18 protein-coding genes are annotated in these 20674 nt (G+C 50.3%); 16 read left to right on the top strand and 2 right to left on the bottom strand.

Features of this window, described 5'->3' with window-relative positions:
- The first annotated feature begins 260 nt into the window (after positions 1-260).
- The 8 genes from FZ040_RS11030 to FZ040_RS10995 all read left to right on the top strand — a co-directional run bounded on the left by FZ040_RS11030 (position 261) and on the right by FZ040_RS10995 (position 9097).
- Positions 261-692: a PTS sugar transporter subunit IIA gene (locus FZ040_RS11030; protein ID WP_074515706.1), complete on the top strand. Its 432-nt coding sequence runs from the start codon at positions 261-263 to the stop codon at positions 690-692.
- The gene (locus tag FZ040_RS11025) at positions 692-1168 is read left to right on the top strand and encodes a mannose/fructose/sorbose PTS transporter subunit IIB (protein WP_033170958.1); all 477 of its coding nucleotides are present in this window, start codon (positions 692-694) and stop codon (positions 1166-1168) included. The genes FZ040_RS11030 and FZ040_RS11025 overlap by 1 nt, the downstream gene beginning before the upstream one ends.
- 85 nt (positions 1169-1253) lie before the next feature.
- Positions 1254-2057: a PTS mannose/fructose/sorbose transporter subunit IIC gene (locus FZ040_RS11020; protein WP_074515707.1), complete on the top strand. Its 804-nt coding sequence runs from the start codon at positions 1254-1256 to the stop codon at positions 2055-2057.
- A 25-nt stretch (positions 2058-2082) separates the two neighbouring features.
- Entirely contained in the window at positions 2083-2907 is an 825-nt protein-coding gene (manZ, locus tag FZ040_RS11015) for a PTS mannose transporter subunit IID (protein WP_074515708.1), read from the top strand.
- A 153-nt stretch (positions 2908-3060) separates the two neighbouring features.
- Entirely contained in the window at positions 3061-4026 is a 966-nt protein-coding gene (gene pfkA / locus FZ040_RS11010; protein ID WP_033170955.1) for a 6-phosphofructokinase, read from the top strand.
- 60 nt (positions 4027-4086) lie between these two features.
- Entirely contained in the window at positions 4087-5775 is a 1689-nt protein-coding gene (locus FZ040_RS11005; RefSeq protein WP_149172030.1) for a GGDEF domain-containing protein, read from the top strand.
- 109 nt (positions 5776-5884) lie between these two features.
- Positions 5885-7456 carry a GGDEF domain-containing protein gene (locus tag FZ040_RS11000; protein WP_187620307.1) on the top strand — a complete coding sequence of 524 codons (1572 nt, stop codon included), beginning with the start codon at positions 5885-5887 and terminating at the stop codon, positions 7454-7456.
- Positions 7457-7471: 15 nt separating this feature from the next.
- A complete protein-coding gene (locus FZ040_RS10995; protein ID WP_149172028.1) occupies positions 7472-9097 on the top strand; it encodes a GGDEF domain-containing protein in 1626 nt (541 codons plus the stop codon).
- Between the two features lie 45 nt (positions 9098-9142).
- On the opposite strand, the gene FZ040_RS10990 is transcribed toward FZ040_RS10995, so the two are convergent.
- A complete protein-coding gene (locus tag FZ040_RS10990; RefSeq protein WP_149172027.1) occupies positions 9143-9904 on the bottom strand; it encodes a DeoR/GlpR family DNA-binding transcription regulator in 762 nt (253 codons plus the stop codon).
- A gap of 276 nt (positions 9905-10180) precedes the next feature.
- On the opposite strand from FZ040_RS10990, the gene FZ040_RS10985 reads away from it, so the two are divergent.
- The 7 genes from FZ040_RS10985 (at position 10181) to FZ040_RS10955 (ending at position 18449) form a co-directional block, all read left to right on the top strand.
- Positions 10181-11338 (top strand): iron-containing alcohol dehydrogenase, encoded by a 1158-nt coding sequence (locus tag FZ040_RS10985; protein ID WP_149172026.1) that lies wholly within the window; start codon positions 10181-10183, stop codon positions 11336-11338.
- Between the two features lie 23 nt (positions 11339-11361).
- Positions 11362-12216 (top strand): class II fructose-bisphosphate aldolase, encoded by an 855-nt coding sequence (locus FZ040_RS10980; protein WP_149172025.1) that lies wholly within the window; start codon positions 11362-11364, stop codon positions 12214-12216.
- Positions 12217-12331: 115 nt separating this feature from the next.
- On the top strand, positions 12332-13366 hold the full coding sequence (gene iolC, locus FZ040_RS10975) for a 5-dehydro-2-deoxygluconokinase (RefSeq protein WP_149172024.1): 1035 nt from the start codon (positions 12332-12334) through the stop codon (positions 13364-13366).
- Positions 13363-14154, top strand: coding sequence for a 5-deoxy-glucuronate isomerase (locus FZ040_RS10970; protein ID WP_149172023.1), 792 nt, complete (start codon positions 13363-13365; stop codon positions 14152-14154). Before iolC ends, FZ040_RS10970 begins: the two co-directional genes overlap by 4 nt.
- A 20-nt stretch (positions 14155-14174) precedes the next feature.
- Positions 14175-16127 (top strand): 3D-(3,5/4)-trihydroxycyclohexane-1,2-dione acylhydrolase (decyclizing), encoded by a 1953-nt coding sequence (iolD, locus tag FZ040_RS10965; RefSeq protein WP_149172022.1) that lies wholly within the window; start codon positions 14175-14177, stop codon positions 16125-16127.
- Positions 16128-16459: 332 nt separating this feature from the next.
- On the top strand, positions 16460-17833 hold the full coding sequence (locus tag FZ040_RS10960) for an MFS transporter (protein ID WP_149172021.1): 1374 nt from the start codon (positions 16460-16462) through the stop codon (positions 17831-17833).
- A 10-nt stretch (positions 17834-17843) separates the two neighbouring features.
- Positions 17844-18449 (top strand): cytidylate kinase-like family protein, encoded by a 606-nt coding sequence (locus FZ040_RS10955; RefSeq protein ID WP_149172020.1) that lies wholly within the window; start codon positions 17844-17846, stop codon positions 18447-18449.
- Between the two features lie 54 nt (positions 18450-18503).
- On the opposite strand, the gene FZ040_RS10950 is transcribed toward FZ040_RS10955, so the two are convergent.
- Positions 18504-19349, bottom strand: a complete 846-nt coding sequence (locus FZ040_RS10950; RefSeq protein WP_149172019.1) for a helix-turn-helix domain-containing protein — start codon at positions 19347-19349, stop codon at positions 18504-18506.
- Positions 19350-19638: 289 nt separating this feature from the next.
- On the opposite strand from FZ040_RS10950, the gene iolG reads away from it, so the two are divergent.
- On the top strand, positions 19639-20664 hold the full coding sequence (gene iolG, locus FZ040_RS10945) for an inositol 2-dehydrogenase (protein ID WP_074515720.1): 1026 nt from the start codon (positions 19639-19641) through the stop codon (positions 20662-20664).
- The last annotated feature ends 10 nt before the right edge of the window (positions 20665-20674 follow it).

Raw genomic sequence — 20674 nt, 5'->3', positions numbered from 1 at the left:
GTCGATATTTTATTTTCTGACAGTATTAAAGTGTATCGAAAAAAGCCTGAAAGTGTATCAATAGTGTATTAAAAGTATCAGACTGAAAAAAAGTTTTATGAAAAACCCCTGTAAAATAAGGCGTAAAAAGATTTTTTCGTTTTAATACACAAAGTTGGCACGCAGCTTGCAATATATAGGGGCGTAAGGCAAAAAAAGCCAAAAACATTCAGAGACAGCCGGATGGTTATAAGGGAATGTAGTATAAGGAGGATGTTTCCATGTTTGGTATTATTGTTGGAACACATGGTATTTTTGCACAGGAACTTTTGAAGTCCTGCGAGATGATCTGCGGCGAACAGAAAAATGTTCGTGCCGTAACGCTGATTCCGGGCGAGGGTCCGGATGACGTCGTCAAGAAATACGAGGCTGCTATTGCAGAGCTCGATTGCGATGGCGGTGTCCTGTTCCTGAACGACCTGTTCGGCGGCAGCCCGTACAACGCAGCCTGCCGTCTGGTTATCGGCAATGAGAACTACGGCATTGTAACGGGCGTCAATCTGCCGATGCTTATCGAGATGTGCAGCGCTCAGATGATGGATGATGGTTCGGATATCAAGGCATTGATGGAGAAAGCTGTTGAAGCCGGCAAGAACGGCACGCAGACGTTCCACGCAAGCCAGATTTCCGATGATGAAGAGGAGGATTTATAATGAATATCGTTTTAGCAAGAATTGATGACCGTCTGATTCATGGCCAGGTTGCCACGGTTTGGTCGAAGGTAACGGGCTGCCAGCGCATCATCGTCTGCGATGATGAGGTCGCAAAAGACACGATTCGCGCAACGCTTTTGAAACAGGTTGCTCCGGCTGGTATCAAATCCCATGTCGTTGACCTCGACAAAGCTATCCGCGTTTATGAAAATCCGAAATATGAGAACGAAAAATGCCTGCTGCTGTTCACGAACCCGACCAGCGTTCTGTACCTGGTTGAACATGGCGTTGACATCAAGAGCGTCAACATTGGCGGCATGAGCTTCAAGGAAGGCAAACACCAGATTACCGGTGCTGTTTCCGTTGATGACAAGGATATCGAGTCCTTCAAGAAACTCAACGAGAAAGGCATCGAGCTGGAAATCCGTAAAGTTGATACGGATAAGAAAGTTATGCTGATGGATGTCCTGAAATAAGGATATTCTTCATAGAAGGGAGGAAGCTGTATGGGGCGGCTTCTTCCCTGGGGAATTTCATATTACATAATGGAGGGAATAAACAATGAGCTCTATTCAAATCCTGCTTATCTTTATCTTCGCGACAATCGCAGGCATGGGGTCCTGCCTGGACGAGATGCAGACGCACCGTCCGCTGATTGCCTGCACGGTCACTGGCCTTATTCTTGGTGATATGACGACTGGTATTATCATCGGTGGTACCCTCGAAATGATGGCACTGGGCTGGATGAACATCGGTGCTGCAATCGCACCGGATGCTGCACTGGCTTCGGTTATTTCGACGATTCTGGTTATTGCCAGCCATCAGGACGTGGCAACTGGTATCGCAATTGCCATGCCGCTGGCTGCTGCTGGTCAGGTACTGGCAATCATTTGTAAGACGGTTTCCGTCGTGTTCCAGCACAAAGCAGACGATTACGCAGAAGAGGGGAATCTTTTTGGTATCGATCTGTGCAACTACGGCGCTTTGATTCTGCAGGGTCTCCGCGTTGGTATACCGGCTCTGCTCGTCGCTATGACGGTTGGTACGGGTGCTGTTGAGAACATGCTGAGTGCTATTCCGCCGGTCATTTCCGGTGGTCTTCAGGTCGCTGGCGGCTTCATCGTTGTCGTAGGTTATGCAATGGTCATCAACATGATGGGCGCTCAGTACCTCATGCCGTTCTTCTTCCTCGGTTTCGTTGTAGCAGCTTTCACGAACTTCAACCTCGTTGCTCTCGGTGTTATCGGCCTGGTAGCCGCTGTTGTCTACATCCAGCTGAACCCGAAATATCAGGCAGTAGCCGCAGCTCCAGCAGCCGCAGCAGCATCCAGCTCTGACGACGATCTTGACGACGAACTTGACTAAGCGCGAGTAGAGGAGGATATACATAATGGAAAAGAAAATTACTTCCAGCGATTTTTTCTGGACATTCGTCCGTTCTAACTTCCTGCAGGCATCCTGGAACATGGAGCGTATGCAGGGTTTGGGTTACTGCTTCGGCATGGTACCAATCCTTCGCCGTCTCTATGAGGGCGAGGAGCTCAAAAAAGCGATCAAACGTCACCTCGAGTTCTATAACACGCAGCCATTCGTAACGGCACCGATCATCGGTATCACGGCTGCTCTTGAGGAGAAAAAAGCTAACGGTGCACCGATCGAAGACGGTGTTATCAACGGTATCAAAGTCGGTATGATGGGCCCGCTGGCTGGTGTCGGTGACCCGATTTTCTGGGGCACGCTCCGTCCGATCACGGCAGCTCTTGGTGCATCCTTCGCACTGACGGGCAGCATCATCGGCCCGATCCTGTTCTTCGTTCTGTTCAATGCCATTCGTCTGGCAGTTCGCTGGTACGGCATCAAATACGGCTATGCCAAAGGTACGGATATCGTCAAAGATATCGCTGGCAACAAGCTCCAGAAGATTACGGAAGGTGCTTCCATCCTCGGTCTGTTTGTCATGGGTGCGCTCGTTAACAAATGGACGTCGGTCAACATCCCGGTTGTCGTTTCGGAAATCACGAACGCCAAAGGCGAGCATGTTGTTACGACGGTTCAGGGGATCCTCGACCAGCTCATGCCGGGTCTTGTTCCACTGCTCATGACGTTTGCCTGCATGGCACTCCTCAAACGCAAAGTCAGTGCTATCACGATTATTTTCGGTCTGTTCGCAGTTGGTATCATCTGCTATGCCCTCGGCATCATGAACGTAAAATAAAACATCGTTACAAAATTGAGAAAGGAGCTGATTTTCGGCTCCTTTTTCTTATGAAATACTTTACTTTTATGGCTGAGTTTCGTAAAATAAAGTAGTATGGTTTGATAATAAATATTTATTAGTTTTTCATAGTTTTATAGGAGAGATGTTTCCATGATTAAAAAAGCAATTGCGGTAATGACGTCCGGTGGCGACAGCCCGGGAATGAACGCAGCTGCCCGTGCTGTTGTCCGTACGGCACTTTACGAAGGTATTGAGGTTTATGGCATTAACAACGGCTATCAGGGGATGGTTGATGATGATATCGTCCAGCTCACGAGCCGCAGCGTAAGTGACCTCATCCAGCGTGGCGGCACGTTCCTCGGAACGGCTCGCTGCATGGAATTCAAGACGCCGGAAGGCCGTAAGAAGGGCTTTGATAACCTGGTGAAACGCGGTATCGAGGGTCTTGTAATCATCGGTGGCGATGGCAGCCTCACGGGCGGCAGCCTGCTCTCTAAGGAAACGGGCCTGCCGATTGTCGGCCTGCCGGGCACAATTGATAACGATGTCTGGGGTATGGACTACACGATTGGCTGCGATACGGCCGCCAATACGATTGTCGATGCCATCAACAAGCTGCGCGATACGGCTTCGGCTCATCGCCGCATCATGCTCGTTGAGGTCATGGGCCGCAATTCTGGCTGGCTGGCTATGATGGCTGGTATCGCCGGCGGTGCTGAGTACGTTCTCGTACCGGAAGTTAAATACGACCTGGATGAGATGTGCCATGAACTCAAGGCAATGTATGATGCCGGCAAGCGCTACAGCATTATCGTTGTTGCCGAAGGCGCTGGTTCTGCAGTTGGCCTTGGCAAAGTCGTTGAGGAGAAGACGGGCATTGATACCCGTGTATCGGTTCTCGGTCATATCCAGCGTGGGGGCTCGCCGACGGTTGAAGACCGCATGAAGGCTTCGATGCTGGGGGAAAAAGCTGCTCTTGCCATCATTTCTGGTGCAACGAATATTGTATTCGGTTTCAATGAGGGCAAAGTCGTCGGTGTAAACCTGTTTGATGCCGTCAACAACAAAAAGACGCTGGATCCGGAGCTGGTTCGCCTGGCCCGCGTCCTTGCATAATCAGAACTATTCAAAAGCCTCACTGGAAACAGTGGGGCTTTTTTACAGAAGGGGATCGAATTGGTTAAGGCGGATATATGTGGGAAAAGACGATGGCAAAACTGGTGGAGCATGATGGGCTTTTGGTGGGCGCTCATCCTTTGCCTGCTGGCTATGATGCCGTGTTGCCAGGCGATGAAATTGGATGGGCAGTGGTATTGGCAGGATGACCCGGAATGTGCAGGGGCGTGGAGGCCCTTCCAACCTCCGGGGCAGCCGCCATTTGCGAAGGGGACGCAATATTTATGGCTGCGGACAACGCTTCCGGAGGAAGCGGTCCATGATGCGACTCTCTTATTCAATGTAACCGGTCAAAATTTTGAGATTTGGCTGGATGACCAGAAAATCTACAGCTACGGCGATATGGAGCAGGGGCCGATGTCGTATGGACAGCGCTGGCATATGGTGACGCTGCCGCCGGATTATGAAGGCAGGACGCTATTGATACGTACGCGTTCTGACAATCCGTTTTGCTTGGGCAATTTTGGCACCATCCAGCTGGAATCCAGTGTGACGCAGATGGCGACAATCCTGCGGCGGGATATTCCGTATATCGCCAATATCCCGCTGGGCATCTTTATGATTTTTATCATGATGATGTATTACATGAGTCCGACTGCACCAAAATCGCTTTATACGCAGATTATTTTGTTTATCGGCTGTTTTGTCAGCTGGATGATGTGCGTATTGAATACGAAGCAGTTGTTTTTGGATGCGCCGGTGTTCTGGTGGTTTCTGCTGCGCATCAATGCCTATATGTTGCCGATTTTGGCCAATCTGATTATCTATCGGGTCATTGACCGGCAGTACCGGCGGCGGACGTGGCTGACGGTATTGGCCTTTGCCGCACTGTTTCTGACTGCGCTGCTGGCAGAACTGGTCGGGCTGAATGGTTTGGATGCCTGTGCTTCGGTTTTTTATATCCTGCTGCCGGTTTTGGAGGGGCTGGTTGCTTATTGGACGATCCGCTCGGCAATCCGGGGCAATTATTACTGCCGGGCCCTGCTGCCGTCGTTGGTGGCAATGCTTGTTATGGGTACGCTGGATGGTGCTTTTGGCCATTTTTTCTGGCTGCCGGAAAGCGGGTCGCTGCTTCCTTATGGTACGTTCACGATTGGCATTTTTGTGCTTTATATTGTGCGGCAGCAGATTCGGCGGGAACGGTCGCTGGCGATACGGGCGGCGGGGCTTGCCGATGCGATGGCAGAGGCGGTGGAACGGTCGGAAACCGACCGGCTGACCCATTGTTATAACCGGAATCGCCTGGATGCGGTACTCGAGACGGAAATCAGCCGTCATCGTGAGGAGAAGGAGACCTTCTCACTCATCATGCTGGATATTGATTTTTTCAAGCGAATCAATGACAGCTATGGTCATGATGCAGGCGATGAAGTCCTGGCATCCTTTGCCGGGCTTATCCGTGATAATATCAAAAAATCGGATGTGTTTGTGCGCTGGGGCGGCGAAGAATTCATTCTGGTATGCCGCGGCTGCTCGAAAGACGAAGCGCAGCTGGTAGCAGAGCGATTGCGGCGGCAGGTGGCTTATTCGGATATTTTTCCGCGGCAGCGGATTACCTGCAGTATTGGTGTGGCGTCCTGGCAGGGAAGTGGTGACACTGCCACAGCGTTGTTAAAACGGGTGGATACAGCACTTTATACGGCCAAACGGAATGGCCGGAATATGGTCTGTTGTGCTGTGGAAGCGTAGGACTTTAGTCTTGATAAATAAGGAAATTCCTTGACAAAATGTTGCTTATCAGCTAATGTAGTGAAAGTGATTTTAATACGTTTAGCAGATGGGAACAGGAGGTTTTGATATGAAGCGCGCAGTTACGCTGGCAATCAGGCTCCTGTTCTTTTTTTTATCTGCCGTCAGTCAGCCGGCTACAGGAGAACTGGCAGCAATACAGGACGATTGGCACTATCGCAGCTTTGAGAATGGCGTGGGGTTCTCGGTCATGCTGTCACCGGATGAGCCGGGGAAAGATACGTTGTTCTTCCAGACCAGCGGCCAGAATGTCCGCATAAGCGTGGGAAATCAGCTGATTTATGCGCAGGAACAACAGGAGGACAGGCTGTTGACGTCGTATGGACGGCGCTGGCATCTGGTGAAGCTTCCGAAAATCACCCAGCCGGAACAGCTGCAGGTGGAGCTTTGGGGAGAGCGGAGTTTTGACTGGGGCTGTTTTTCCGAGTTTAGCCTGGATACGGCCAAAGTGCAGGCCGGCAAGGTTTTTCTGTACGACCTTCCCTATGTGTTGTCCCTGCCGGGGGCTTTGCTGCTGACGCTGATTATCCTCATGTATTATTTCCAGCAGGCGGCGTGGAAACAGCTCGATATCAGTCTGCTGGGGCTTTTGCTGCTGATGAGTGTACTTAGCATCAGTCTTTCGCATACGGTGCAGCTCTTTTTTGACTGGCCGGCTTGGTGGTGGCTGATATCGCAGGTGGTTATTTATCTTTTGCCGGTTATGGGGAATTTTGTGCTGTATCAAATCGTGGAGCCGGAATTCAAACGGAAAATTTGTCCTGTAATCGGGATATACGCAATCCTGGCCTTATCGGCATTCGTCCTGGAGCTTTTCGGTTGGCCGGGCTTTAGTTATGGTTTGTATCTGTATTATCTGTTGATAGTCCCTTGCCAGTTTTATGTGCTGGGGTGTTTACTGCTGTCGGCACGCAAATATCAAAATCATTATTCGCGGTATGCGATGGGGCCGATGCTTAGCTTTTGCCTGGTAGGCGCGCTGGATGGCGTAAACCAGTTTTTGCCGCTTATGCCTTGGAAGACGTATCTCGTGCCCGTTTGTGTGTACTTCTTAGCGGCTTTTGTGGTTTGCATGCTGCGGGAGCAATTGCTGCGGGAACGAAAGATGCAGGAACATGCGAACAAATTGGAATATGAAATTGCGCTGGCAATCGAGAAATCCGAGCTGGATACGTTGACGGGCTGCCGCAATCGCACGGCCTTTGACCGGTTTATGCAGCAGCGGCACGAAGAAAAATTTTCGATGATCATGCTGGATATCGATTATTTTAAGGAGGTCAATGATAGGCTCGGACATGACAGCGGCGATAAGGTCTTAAGGAAATTTTCGCTTTTGGTGCGGGAGAAATTGGATAAAAATCATTGCTTCTTCCGATGGGGCGGTGAGGAGTTCGTTGTCTACTGCCCGGACGATGAGGAAGCGGCTGTCCTGGCACTAGCCGAAAATATCCGCCAGTCGGTGGAGCAAGCAGAGATTTTGCCTGAACGGCAGATTACTGTCAGCATTGGGGTGGCTCATTGGCATGGTGATGCGGACAGCGATATTGATTTATTCCGCCGCATGGATGATGCCCTGTACCGGGCCAAGCATGAAGGCAGGAATTGTGTGATGCAGGAATAAGATGAAGTGAGTGCTATGATGCGCAGGATAAAATTTCGGGAGCCGCTCGCGGAGAAAATAAAAAGATGCTGCCTGCTGCTGTTGTTGCTTTGGAGCAGTCTTTCGCCAGTTCATGCTGCCGCTTTGGCTGATGATTGGCAGTATCAGCTGGAAAGCGGGGAAGACTGCCGGCTGTCGACGATGCTTCAGGCTGACTGCCCGGAACGGGATACGCTGATGTTCATGACTACGAATCAGGCGGTAAGGATTTGGTTCAAGGGCGAACTGCTTTATGAAAGGGGCTCGTTTGCACCGGTCCGGTTTGACGAAGGGGCGGTTCTGCATGTGGTGAAATTGCCGGAATTCCAGGGGCCGGAACCGTTATTGGTGGAGCTGTATGGCAATTCGCAGCATAATCCGGGTTTCTTCAATATGTTTTTCCTGGATAGTGAGCTGGAACAGATTAAGCGGCTCTACTATTTTGATATACCGGTAATACTGGCGCTGCCAGTGGCGTTTATTATCCTCGTCATTATGGCGGTTTATCAGTATTTTTATTTTCATGGAGTGAAACGCCTTTATGGATTTATCAGCTTGTTTATGCTGGCGTTTTTCGGCTGGCTGATCAGCGTGTCTTATTTCAAATATATCCTGCTGGATAATCCGGCCTTTTGGTGGTATTGTGCTGGCATTTTGGCCTATCTGCTCCCAGTGTCATCGTATCTTATCCTCGCTGAATTGCTGCGGAACAAACCCTATGCGCATATGAAATGGATTGTGAGGGCAGCGCTGCTGCTGTTTTTGGCCGCTATGACGGGGGAATTGGCTGGGTTTCATACCATGAATGGATTGATGGCGCTTTACTATCCGTTGATGGGAATCGGCGGTTTGGCGGCTATGGTCTGGGTACTGAAAGCGGCCAGACAGGGAGATTATCTTTGCCGGGCCGTGCTGCTGCCTACGTGTATGTTCACAGTATTTGGCGTCTTTGATGGCTTGACCGGTCATTTTCATTTGCTGCCATGGCGGACGTTTATCACGCCACTGGCCGTTTATGGATTCGCATTTTTTGTCATTGAAATCATGCGGGGGCAGCTGCGGCAAAGGCAAATGCTCGAACGGCGGACTGCGGGGCTGGAGCAAAAGGCAGCTTTGGCCCGGCGGCGGTCGGATATCGATGCTTTGACGGGGTGTTTTAACCGGAATCGGTTGAAATCGCTGTTAGCGGCGGGCATTGCCAGGGTACAGCTGTCAGGGGGCGTGCTGGCTCTGTTGATGCTGGATATTGACCACTTCAAGCAAGTGAATGATACCTATGGCCATAAAACTGGTGATGCTGTGCTGATGGCCTTTTCCAAGGTGGTTCAATCGGAGTTGGGGCAGTACAGTCACTGCATCCGTTGGGGCGGCGAAGAATTCATGGTCGTTGTCAATGCGACGGATAGGGATGAGGTCCTGGCGCTGGCGGAAAAAATACGCCGGCGAATTGGACAAACGGAAATAGCAGGCAAATGGATTACCTGCAGTATTGGCATTGCGGTCTGGCAGGAAGCAGGCGACAGGCCGGAGGCACTTTTCAAGCGTGCCGATACGGCACTGTATCAGGCTAAAAACAGCGGCCGCAATCGCGTATGCCTGACAGATGGCGAATCTGTAAACTAAAAACGGCTATTGCCCGGAACGGGGCAATAGCCGTTTTTTATGGCATCATGGCAGTATCAGCCGTACATTGTGCTTTTCAAAGTAGTCGACATATTCCTTGGCGGGTTCTTTTTCCGTGATGAGGGCATTGAGGTCTGAGAGCTGGCAATACGTCATGAGGGAGGCTTTGCCGAATTTGCTGCTGTCCACCAGCAGGAAGGTTTCGGCATTCTTTTGGGACAGGCTGCGCTTGATTTCACATTCCAGCGGCGAAGCATTGGTGGCGCCATGGGCGATGGATATGCCCGTGCTGGCTAAGAAGATTTTTGACAAGTTGTAGTTCTGCAGGGCGGCGAGAACACTGGGGCCGACAAAGGCGTTGGAGGGCATGTAGAGGGTGCCGCCAGTGGCGATGATGTTAAGGCCGGGATAACTGCCGGCAGCATTTATGACATGGACGCTGGCGGTTACAATCGTAAGATACCGCCGTTTTACCAGATAGGGAATCATGTGCATGGTGGTGGTACCGGAGTCGATGTAGATGACATCGCCGTCCTGTACCTGGGCGGCGGCGGCTTCGGCTACCAATTTCTTGGCATCGACATTTCGTCCTTCGCGGTAGGCGAAGGGTTCCGGTGCGCCGGTTTCTTCGTCGGCCAGCACGATGCCCCCGTAGACTTTCTTGACGATGCCACTGGCTTCCAGTTCGGCAACATCCCGGCGGATGGTGTTTTTGGAGACTCCGAAGTTGTCGCAGAGGTCATTGAGGGAGACGCTGTGATTGCGCTTCAAGAGCTCATGGATTTGTTGAATACGGTCAATTTTCATAATATCCACCTCTTGTATTTATGTTAATGTGTTTGTGAAGTTTTGGGTATATTTTATGGATATATTATACTTCCAATCTTAGCATAAGGCAAGAGATATTAGAATTAATCTTGTTTTGACGCCGTTTTTATAATAATGAGTTGAAAAATGACAAAAAATGATGATTTTTGCCGAAATAATATTGACAAAGTGATTGTACAGGTGTAAATTATAACCATAAAGTTACCAAGAAGTTACCAAATGTTTACAAATAGCAAACGAAGGAGATGCGTTGTCATGGGTTACACGTTTATGGTTCCTGCCAAGATTATTTCTGGTGAAAATGTTATTGCTGAATTGGGAAAACATATTGAAGGTAAAGGGCAGAAGGCTCTGATTGTAACGGACCAATTTATGGTTAAGTTTGGCAATGTGGCCAAAGTGGAAGATGCACTGAAGAAAGCGGGTCTTTCTTATGTAATCTTTGATGGAGCCAACAGTGAACCCACGGACAAAATTGTGGAGGCTGGCCTTAGCGTATATCAGCAGGAAGGCTGCGATTTCATCATTGCGCTGGGCGGTGGCAGCCCGATGGATACGGCCAAAGCCATCGGCTTTATGTCGACGGTGCCGGCAGGAACGAAAATTAGTGAATTCATGCATAAAAATATCGATATGGAAGTTCCGTACCTGGTGGCCATTCCGACTACGGCTGGTACGGGAAGTGAGGTAACGAAGAACACCATCATTTCCGATACGGAGAACAATGTAAAAATGCTGCTGGGCGGGCCATCCATCATTCCGGCACTGGCGGTTGTCGATCCGACGTTTACGATGACGGCACCGCCGAAAGTCACGGCGGCAACGGGAATTGATGCGTTGTGTCATGCTATTGAGGCGTACACGTCGCGCAAGGCACAGCCGCTGACAGACACCTTTGCCCTTTCGGCTATTGCTAAGATTCACCAGAATCTTCCGCTCTGTTATGCAGATGGGAATAATGTAAAGGCCCGTTTCGCCATGAGCTTAGCCGCATTGGAAGCAGGCATTGCTTTCAATAATGCATCGGTCACGATTGTTCATGGGATGAGCCGTCCAATTGGTGCCCTGTTCCATATCGCGCATGGTGTATCCAATGCGATTTTGCTGCCGGCCTGCATGGAGTTTGCCATTGAGGAAAATACGGAGCGCTTTGCTGACATTGCCCGGATTATGGGAGTAGCTGGTGAGGATACGCCGGCCATGGACGCTGCTAAGGCGTTTGTCAAAGAAGTTACGCGTTTCTGCGAAGCCGTTGGTATTCCAAAATTGGCGGATTTGGGCGTGAAAAAGGAAGACTTCTTCGCTCAGCTCGATAAGATGGCTGATGATGCATTGGAGAGCGGCAGTCCACAGAATACGATGCGGGTGCCTGCCAAAGCAGAGTTGATTGAAATCTACAAGAAGTTATTTTGAAATATTGAGGGGAGGCAGACACTATGCCGCTGGTAAATATGAAGGAGCTGCTGGCTAAATCGGATGCCGGTTTTGCGGTGGGGGCTTTCAATGTTTCAGATATGGAGATGGCAATGGGGGCTATCAAAGCTGCAGAGGAACTCAAGGCCCCGCTGATTTTACAGATTGCCGAGGGACGCTTGCGTTATTCGCCGTTAGAGCTTTTGGGGCCGGTGATGATAGCTGCTGCGAGAAAATGCAGCATGCCTACGGCGGTTCATCTGGACCATGGGCGCACGTTGGAAACGGTTCGCCTGGCCCTGAGCCTTGGCTTTACGTCCGTCATGTTTGACGGTTCGCATTTCCCGCTGGCGGAAAATATTGAAAAGACCCGGGAAGTCGTGACGATAGCGGAAAAGTTCGGCGCGTCCGTAGAAGGCGAAATCGGCAGTATTGGCGGTGCTGAGGGGGATATGGCGTCGGCGGATATCAAGGTGACCTCAGTGGCAGAAGCCAAGCGTTTTGCGGAGGAAACGAAGGTGGATGCGCTGGCAGTAGCCATTGGTACGGCTCACGGCAATTATAAGGAAACGCCCCATTTGCGGATTGACCGGCTAAAAGAGATTCATGAAGCGCTGGCTGTCCCGCTGGTGCTCCATGGCGGAACGGGCCTGACACGCGAGGATTTCAGGCATTGTCTGGAAAATGGCATTACCAAGATAAATATTGCGACGGCATCCTATGATAATTCCGCGGCTGAGATAAAAGCCGTGCACAAGGCAAAGCCTGACGCAAGCTATTTTGACTTCAGTGATGCCATTTGTGTGGGGACTTACGAAAATGTTAAGAAACACATGGAAATTTTTGGACTTGAGGGCAAGGCTGCGTTATATAATTGAAGAAGCAGCATGTTTCATCGTTGGTATTTGCGGATTGCTCGCAGCCGTGTTCTTGGGGCTGTTGGTAAAGGCCGCAGGAAGAGATTGAAAAGAATTCCTTGGAGGGTGTATCGATATGGCACTGATAGAATTTGACCAGAAAAAAGAACGGGATATTGTTTTGATTGGACGCGTGACACTGGATTTTAATCCCAATGAGATAAACCGTACACTGGATAAGGTGGAGACCTTTTCCATGTATCTGGGCGGGTCGCCGGGAAATATTGCCGTAGGTGTGAACCGTCTGGGGAAAAAGGTCGGTTTCATCGGCTGTGTATCCGATGACCAGTTTGGCGATTTCGTGCTGAATTATTTCGAAAGCCGGGGGATTGATACGTCGCAGATGGTGCGGGCAAAAAATGGCGAACGCATCGGGCTGACCTTTACGGAAATCAAGAGCCCGACGGAAAGCAGTATTCTCATGTACCGTGACCGGGTCGCTGATTTGGAGATTGCGCCAGAGGATATCGACGAGGAGTATATCGCTGGTTCTAAGATTCTCTTGATTTCCGGGGTGGCGCTTTCCAAGAGCCCGTCCCGTGAGGCCTGCCTGCTGGCTTTGCAGTATGCAAAAAAACATGGCACCAAGGTTATATTTGATGCGGATTATCGTCCTTACAGCTGGCGGTCGGATAAGGACATCTGCGTGTACTACTCGCTGGTGGCCCGCTTTGCGGATGTCATCATCGGTTCCCGGGATGAGATTGACCTCATTGAAGGCCTGCCGGTGCTGGCAAATGATGTGCCGGACCATGAGATTGCCGAAAAGTATATCGAAAACGGTGCAAAGATTGTCATCATCAAGCATGGCAAGAAGGGGTCGATTGGCTATACGGCTGATAAGCATGCCTACAAAGTGGAATCGTATCACATTAAGCTTCTGAAGTCCTTTGGCGGCGGGGATGCCTATGCTAGTGCCTTCATCTATGGACTGTTGGAAGGCTGGAGCGTTCCGGATTCCCTGCAGCATGCGACGGCCCATGCCGCGATGGTAGTAGCCAGCCACAGCTGCTCCAATGCGATGCAGACAGCAGAACAGATCGAAGCCTTTATGCAGGAGCATAAAGAGGAAAAAGTTATTACGGAACTTGACTGGGAGGCTAAATTATGAGATTCGGCAGATTGGGAACGGAACTTAAATCTGGCTATAATGCCATGACTACCCGTGGCAGTGACATGATGATGGATATTGGCTATCAGGTAATGACGGAAGGGGAATGCGTGAATTTCCTGGACAGGGTTCAGGAGACGGCGTTTGTCATCCTCACGGGCAAGGTAGAAGTGGCCTGGCAGGGCAAGCAGGAAATTATGGAGCGTCATTCCCTGTTTGACGAAAATCCCTACTGTCTCCATGTGCCTTGTGGTGTGGAAGTGACAATCAATGCACTGGAAGCTTCGGAAGTCTTAGTGCAGCAGACCTTAAACGACCGTAACTTTGCGCCGGTATTTTACCGGCCGGAAGATGTGCAGGCCGATGTATTTGGCAAGGGCATGTGGAAGGGCACGGCCGAGCGCACGGTGCGCACCATCTTTGACTATGACAATGCGCCGTATTCCAATATGGTAAATGGTGAGGTAATCAACAGCCCCGGCCGCTGGTCGGGTTACATCCCGCACAATCATCCCCAGCCGGAAGTTTATACGTATAAATTCGACAAACCGCAGGGATTTGGAGCTTGCTTTATTGGCGATGATGCGTTCAAGATTACCCATAACAGCTGGTCGGAGCTTTCCGGCGGCCTCATGCATCCGCAGGTTACGGCACCGGGGTATGCCATGTGGTACAGCTGGATGATTCGCCATCTGCCGGATAATCCGTGGAAGAAGACGCGGACGGATTTGCCAGAGCACACCTGGCTGCTGGACCCTGAGGCCCAGATTTGGGAACCCAATCGATAACTTCTAAGGAGGGCTTGGATATGGCTAAGACAATCAGACTCACTGTGGCACAGGCTTTGGTGAAGTTCCTTAATAATCAGTATGTTGAATTTGATGGAAAAGAAAATCCGATGTTTGCCGGCATCTTTGGCATCTTCGGCCATGGCAATGTAGTTGGTCTGGGGCAGGCTTTGGAGCAGGACCCGGGACATCTGGTCATGCACATGGGCCGCAATGAGCAGGGCATGGCGCATGCCGCTATGGGGTACGCCAAACAGAAGCGCCGGAAACAGATTTATGCCTGCACGTCTTCAGTAGGCCCTGGCGCAGCCAATATGGTGACGGCAGCAGCAACCGCTACAGCTAACTGCATTCCGGTGTTGTTCCTGCCCGGTGATACCTATGCTGACCGCCAGCCGGACCCGGTGCTGCAGCAGATGGAGCAGCCGAACAGCCTGAGCGTCACGACCAATGATGCGTTTAAGGCGGTCTGCAAATATTGGGACCGCGTAACCCGTCCGGAAATTCTCATGACGGCCTGCATCAATGCCATGAGAGTTTTGACTGACCCGGCAGATACCGGTGCGGTCTGCATTGCCTTGCCGCAGGATGTAGAGGGCGAGGCCTGGGATTATCCGGAGTATTTCTTCCAGAAGAGAGTACACCATATTGATAGAGTAAAGCCTTCGGAGCGGGCAATTCGCGAGGCGGTGGAACTCATTCGCCGCAAGAAAAAACCGATTATGATTTTTGGCGGCGGCGTGAAGTATTCCGAGGCGGAAGATACCTTCCGCAAATTTGCCGAGAAATACGGCATTGCCTTTGGCGAGACGCAGGCCGGCAAGGGAACGATCACTTGGGAACATCCGCTGAATCTGGGCGGCCTGGGCGAAACGGGCGGCCTGGGCGCTAATACGATTGCGGCAGATGCGGACCTCGTTATCGGCATTGGTACCCGTTATACGGATTTTACGACTTCCTCGAAGTGGATTTATCAGAATCCCGAGGTGGAGTATTTGAACATCAACGTCAGCAAATTCCACGCGTACAAGATGGATGGCCTGCAGGTCGTTGGTGATGCTGGGGCGGCTTTGGAGATGCTCGATGAAGCACTTTCGGCTACGGGCTATCATGTGTCCAAGGAATACGAGGCTGAGGTAAAGGCTGCCAAGGAAGCCTATGACAAAGAGGTAGACCGTCTTTACCATATCGAATATACCGGCGAGGATTTTGTACCGGAAGTCAACGATGATTTTGATTTCAAGGCTGCTGCCAAAGAGTTTATCGAATTGACGGGATGCAGCCTGCCGCAGACCACGGTGCTGGGCACGGTAAACGAGTGCATCGACAAAGATGCCATCATCGTAGGTGCATCCGGAAGCCTGCCGGGGGATTTGCAGCGGGCATGGCGGGCTAAGTCCGTGGGCAGCTATCATGTAGAATACGGTTTTTCCTGCATGGGCTATGAGGTAAATGCTGCTCTGGGCGTCAAGATGGCTGAACCGGAACGCGAAGTATATGCTCTGGTCGGTGACTATGCGTATATGATGCTTCATTCGGAGCTCCCGGCCTCGATTGCCGAAGGCAAGAAAATCAACGTGATTCTCTTCGATAACATGAGCGGCGGCTGCATCAACAATCTGGAAGTAGGACATGGCCAGGGCAGTTATGGCACGGAATTCCGTCGCCGCAATGCCAAGACCGGTCAGCTGGATGGCAGCTTTGTGCCGGTGGACTTTGCGATGAATGCCCGTTCCTATGGCTGCGTGGCGTATACTGTTCACACCATCGAAGAATTGAAAGCTGCCATTGAGGACGCCAAGAAACAGACCGTTTCAACCCTTATCGATGTAAAAGTCCTGCCCAAGACCATGGTCCATGGTTATGGCGATTGGTGGCGCGTAGGGGTGGCCCAGGTTTCGGAAAACGAGAAAGTCAACGAGTGTTACGAAAAAGTCATGAAACCGCATTACGATGCAGCAAGGAAATATTGATCGAGTAGTTGAACAGGCAGTTCTGTAGGGAGCTGCCTGTTTTTGTTTGTTCAGAGGAGGTTAGGAACGGAATGAAAATCCATGAATTTGTGTAAGCGCAATATTTTATAGTATAACGGGGATAATTGGTAATTTTGTCCGAATTACTTCGCTTTTTTCGTGGTCTAGATATTTATTTTATATGGGTTATTCGCGAAAAAAACAATTTTCTATAGAAATAATAGCAAAGAAATAGATATAATATAATCAACAGATGTACAAAAGGCGCCAAAACATCACAAGATTCAAACAGTTCCTGAGGATTTCTTGAATGAACATGAGGAGTGATAACGATGAGTACAGAAAACGCACAGCTTTCCTGGAAAACCAGGATTGCTTACGGATTAGGCGATACAGCCCAGAATGTTGTCTGGGGTGCCATGGGTATCTTAACATTCTTCTATACGGATTATGCGGGTATTGATCCGGCTATTGTTGGTCTGGTCATGCTGCTGTCACGCTGCTTTGATGGTTTCTCCGATGTTGTTATGGGATTCCTGGTGGAAAAGACTCATTCCAAATGGGGCAAATCCCGTCCTTGGATTCTTTGGATGAGTATACCGTTTGCGGTGTCAATCATTCTGATTTATACGGTACCGCAAACTACGTCAGCTTTGCAATTTGCGTATATCTTTGTAACGTATAATTTCTGCACTACTTTCTGTTATACGGCATTGAATCTTCCTTATGGCAGCCTGTCGGCGATGATGACCAGACTTTCCAAGGAGCGTGATATGCTTTCCATCACGCGTATGTGCCTCTCTCCCTGGGGCCGCATCCTTTCGGTTTCGGCTACGCTTCCGCTGGTAAAGGTCTTTGGTGACAGCCAGATGGCCTGGGTTGAGGTAATGAGCCTTTGGGCTGTGGTTGGTTTGGCACTTCTTATTTTCTGCTTCCGCAACTGTGAGGAAACTGTTGTTATCGAAGCCCGTGAGAAGGCTGATGAAAAGGTTCCGGTAAAACGGGCTTTGAAAGGTCTGGCTGTGAACAAGTATTTCTGGGCCGGCATGACCATCTGGATGATGCAGAACGTCATCTTTACGGTCACGGGTACTATCCTGCCATATTATTGCAAGTATATCTTCAATAACGATTCCCTCTACAGTGGGTTGTATCTCTTGGAGACGCTGGTGACTATTGGCGTCATGGCTCTGTTCAGCCCGAAGCTTTTGCAGCGTTTCGGCAAGCGTAACATGAGCCTTGGCGGCGTTCTGATTTGCCTGGTCGGCCATCTGATTTTCCTGCTCAATCCGGAAGATTTCAACATGCTGGTGTTCAGCTGTGTCATCCGCGGCATTGGTTTTGCACCGATTCAGTCGGTTATCTTTGGCTTCCTTGGTGATGCCGTTGAGTATGGCCAGTGGAAGAGCCATCTTCGCCAGGAGGGGCTGGTGTTCTCGGGCGGCTCGGTTGGTACCAAGGTTGGTACGGGTCTTACCAGCGCTATCCTGACGGGACTGCTCTCGTATGCTGGTTATGTGGCAACGGCTACGGGTTCCGTCGCGCAGACGCCGGCTGTTATCAGCATGATTATGAGTATCTATATGTATGCACCATTGGTTGTCTGGGGCGTTCTGATTGTCGTACTGGTGAACTACAAACTGGATAAGGAATATCCGGCTATCATGCAGGAACTGGTACATCGTGAAGCTTTAGGCCAGATGTAAAAAGGAGTCTATGATGAAAGAGAATACACTTATAACGATTACCCGCCAATATGGCAGCGGTGGCCGGGAGGTGTCGGAAATCCTAGCTAAGCGCATGGGCGTGCGCCGCTATGACCGAAAGATTGTCAGCATGGCGGCGGAGGAAATGGGGCATGGTGCCGACATCGAGAGCATTGTAGCGTCCTCGTATGCTTCCCCGGAAACCAGCAAGCCGTATTTCCAGCAGGGAGGATTTGGCCGGGTGGCGGATTACAACCGCCGTTACCTCGAGCAGGCCAAGGCCATCCTGGCGATTGCCAAGCGCGGCGAGGGGGCGGTTTTCCTGGGGCGCTGTGCGGATTTCGTCCTGAAGGACTGCCCGGAACATTACTCTTTCTTCATCTATGCTGATGATGCGTTCCGCGCGGAACGGGCAAAGAGCGAGTATGATGAGAAGACGGTAAAAGAGCTCGATGCGGTGGATGAACAGCGCCGCAATTACTACGCGTATTATACTGGCCGCAAGTGGGGCGACCCGCAAAATTATGACATGATGATCAACACGAGCAGGATTTCGCTGGAAGAGGCAGCAGACCTCATCCAGAGTTATGTGGAAATGCGTCAGGCCAAGAAATGACCGCAATAGCAAAGGCCCTGCCGGGGATTCCCGGCAGGGCCTTTGCTATTGCGGTTACTTGGTCCAGGTGGACCGGTAATCGCCAGGTGTTATTCCAGTAGCTGTTTTGAAAGCGTTTTGGAAGTAGTTTGAGTTGTTATAGCCGACGCGGGTGGCGATTTCCGTAATGGTCAGCTGTGTGTTAATCAGCAGGTTCTGGGCTTCCCCCATGCGGCGCAGGATGACATATTTCATCGGTGAGAGCCCGATTTCGGAACGGAATAGATGGGAGATGTAATACGTGTTGGCATGGACGGATTTGGCGATGTCGGCGAGTTTGATATTTTCCTTGTAGTGCCTGTCAATGTACTCCCGGGCCAGGGTGGCTGGGGAGGTTTTTGGCTCTTCCTTGGGAGAACTATGCGTTTGGATGAGCTGGCAAATCTTGGTGAGCAGGGCGTAGGAGAGGAAGGCCGCGGTTTCTGCACCCTGCGGCAGGCGGCTTTCCCGCTCGATGCTTTGGAATAAATCAAGTATGATTGGGTAATCATCGCCGCAGGATAAAACCGGCGAAAGGTCTGGGGCAATGATTTTTCCTGGCGGCAGTTTATCGAGGCGCAGATTGCTGAGCCCGATGCAGTAGGTATAGAGCTCACTGCCGTTGCCGCCAAATTCATCGTGGATGGATTTGCTGTTGTAGAAAATGAGGTCGCCGGTTTTGGCGGTATAGCGGTTGCCGTCAATCATGAAAATACCTGCGCCATCATAGACCAGCACGATTTCGGTGATGTGCTGGTGTTCGTGCATGCTGCGCGGCATGCGGGAAGATTCGGCATCTACGTTGCAGATATATTCCAATTGGGGCCAGTGTCCCCGTTGGAAGGCGGAGTGGAAGTGATTGTCCATGAAGTATTGCAGCATATATCTTCAACCCCCTTGTTATGTTGGATAACTGTTACTATTTTATACTGAAAAAAGGGCAGTTGTCAGCACTTTTTTCTGTTTGGCGGTCTGATAACAAGATTTTATAGTGTATGATGGTAAAATTGGGGATAAAACGGATAAATAAGCGTGCAAATGATGCAAATATGCCAAAATACCGCAGAATCAATTGATAAACCGGTGCTATAATAAAGATAAAGTTAATCAAGAAGAACAAACAAGGTAACCATAAGTTCTTCAAATATTTGAGCGAAAGGCGGAGAGAGTAATGATTAAAGTAGGTATTATTGGTGCAGGCCGTATCGGACATGTTCATGGGGAAAGCATTTCGAAATTTGTGAAACATGCAGAAATCAAAACGATTGCTGACCCGTTTATGAATGAAAAGACGGAAGCATGGGCGAAATCTTTGGGCGTCGAAAAAACGACTAAGGATTATCATGAAATCCTCAATGACCCGGAAATTGAAGCTGTGCTGATTTGCGCCTCTACGGACCAGCATTCGCCGCTCTCCATCGAGGCTTTGCGCGCTGGCAAGCATGTATTCTGCGAAAAACCGATTGACCATGATGTAGAGAAAATCAAGGAAGTCCTGGCAGTCGTAAAAGAAACTGGCAAAAAATATCAGGTTGGATTTAATCGCCGCTTTGACCACAATTTCCAGGCAGTACGCCAGGCTGTCAAGGATGGCCGCGTAGGCAAACAGCAGATTATCAAAATTACGTCGCGTGACCCGGAGCCGCCTTCGATTGATTATGTAAAAGTATCCGGTGGAATTTTCCTCGATATGACGATTCATGATTTTGATATGGTTCGTTATTTGTCCGGCGCTGAGGTAGAAGAGGTTTATGCAGCTGGCTCGGTTACGGTAGACCCGGAAATCGGCAAAGCCGGAGACATTGATACCGCTGTTATCACGTTAAAACTCGACAATGGTGCAACGGCTGTCATCGATAACTGCCGTGCAGCCTGCTATGGCTATGACCAGCGAGCTGAGGTCTTTGGCGACCAGGGCTGCATTGCTATCAGCAACGATTCGGATTCCAATGCGGTATTCAGCGGCAAAGATGGCGTAGTAGCAGAAAAACCGATGTTCTTCTTCCTGGAACGTTATATGATGGCCTATGCAAAAGAAGTGGACAGCTTCGTTGAAGCCATTGTCAATGACACCGAGACGGAAGTCAATGCCAAAGATGGTTTGGAACCCGTGCTGATTGGTTTGGCTGCCAAGAAGTCTGTGGCTGAACACCGCCCGGTACGCATTGAAGAAATCCGTAGCCAGTATGGCCTTTGATTCGTGAGGA

Source organism: Pseudoselenomonas ruminis (assembly GCF_008271295.1).
Classification (GTDB): domain Bacteria; phylum Bacillota; class Negativicutes; order Selenomonadales; family Selenomonadaceae; genus Selenomonas_A; species Selenomonas_A ruminis.
This window is presented reverse-complemented; position numbering and strand designations above follow the sequence as displayed.

Bases quoted from the DNA above. Each gene is read 5' to 3' on its own strand.
- FZ040_RS10960 (WP_149172021.1), top strand. From the start codon at position 16,460: ATGAGTACAGAAAACGCACAGCTTTCCTGGAAAACCAGGATTGCTTAC.
- FZ040_RS11025 (WP_033170958.1), top strand. From the start codon at position 692: ATGAATATCGTTTTAGCAAGAATTGATGACCGTCTGATTCATGGCCAG.
- FZ040_RS10995 (WP_149172028.1), top strand. From the start codon at position 7,472: ATGATGCGCAGGATAAAATTTCGGGAGCCGCTCGCGGAGAAAATAAAA.
- FZ040_RS10970 (WP_149172023.1), top strand. From the start codon at position 13,363: ATGAGATTCGGCAGATTGGGAACGGAACTTAAATCTGGCTATAATGCC.
- iolG (WP_074515720.1), top strand. From the start codon at position 19,639: ATGATTAAAGTAGGTATTATTGGTGCAGGCCGTATCGGACATGTTCAT.
- iolC (WP_149172024.1), top strand. From the start codon at position 12,332: ATGGCACTGATAGAATTTGACCAGAAAAAAGAACGGGATATTGTTTTG.
- FZ040_RS11030 (WP_074515706.1), top strand. From the start codon at position 261: ATGTTTGGTATTATTGTTGGAACACATGGTATTTTTGCACAGGAACTT.
- FZ040_RS10950 (WP_149172019.1), bottom strand. From the start codon at position 19,349: ATGCTGCAATACTTCATGGACAATCACTTCCACTCCGCCTTCCAACGG.
- manZ (WP_074515708.1), top strand. From the start codon at position 2,083: ATGGAAAAGAAAATTACTTCCAGCGATTTTTTCTGGACATTCGTCCGT.
- FZ040_RS10955 (WP_149172020.1), top strand. From the start codon at position 17,844: ATGATGAAAGAGAATACACTTATAACGATTACCCGCCAATATGGCAGC.
- FZ040_RS10980 (WP_149172025.1), top strand. From the start codon at position 11,362: ATGCCGCTGGTAAATATGAAGGAGCTGCTGGCTAAATCGGATGCCGGT.
- FZ040_RS11000 (WP_187620307.1), top strand. From the start codon at position 5,885: ATGAAGCGCGCAGTTACGCTGGCAATCAGGCTCCTGTTCTTTTTTTTA.
- FZ040_RS10985 (WP_149172026.1), top strand. From the start codon at position 10,181: ATGGGTTACACGTTTATGGTTCCTGCCAAGATTATTTCTGGTGAAAAT.
- FZ040_RS11020 (WP_074515707.1), top strand. From the start codon at position 1,254: ATGAGCTCTATTCAAATCCTGCTTATCTTTATCTTCGCGACAATCGCA.
- pfkA (WP_033170955.1), top strand. From the start codon at position 3,061: ATGATTAAAAAAGCAATTGCGGTAATGACGTCCGGTGGCGACAGCCCG.
- FZ040_RS10990 (WP_149172027.1), bottom strand. From the start codon at position 9,904: ATGAAAATTGACCGTATTCAACAAATCCATGAGCTCTTGAAGCGCAAT.
- iolD (WP_149172022.1), top strand. From the start codon at position 14,175: ATGGCTAAGACAATCAGACTCACTGTGGCACAGGCTTTGGTGAAGTTC.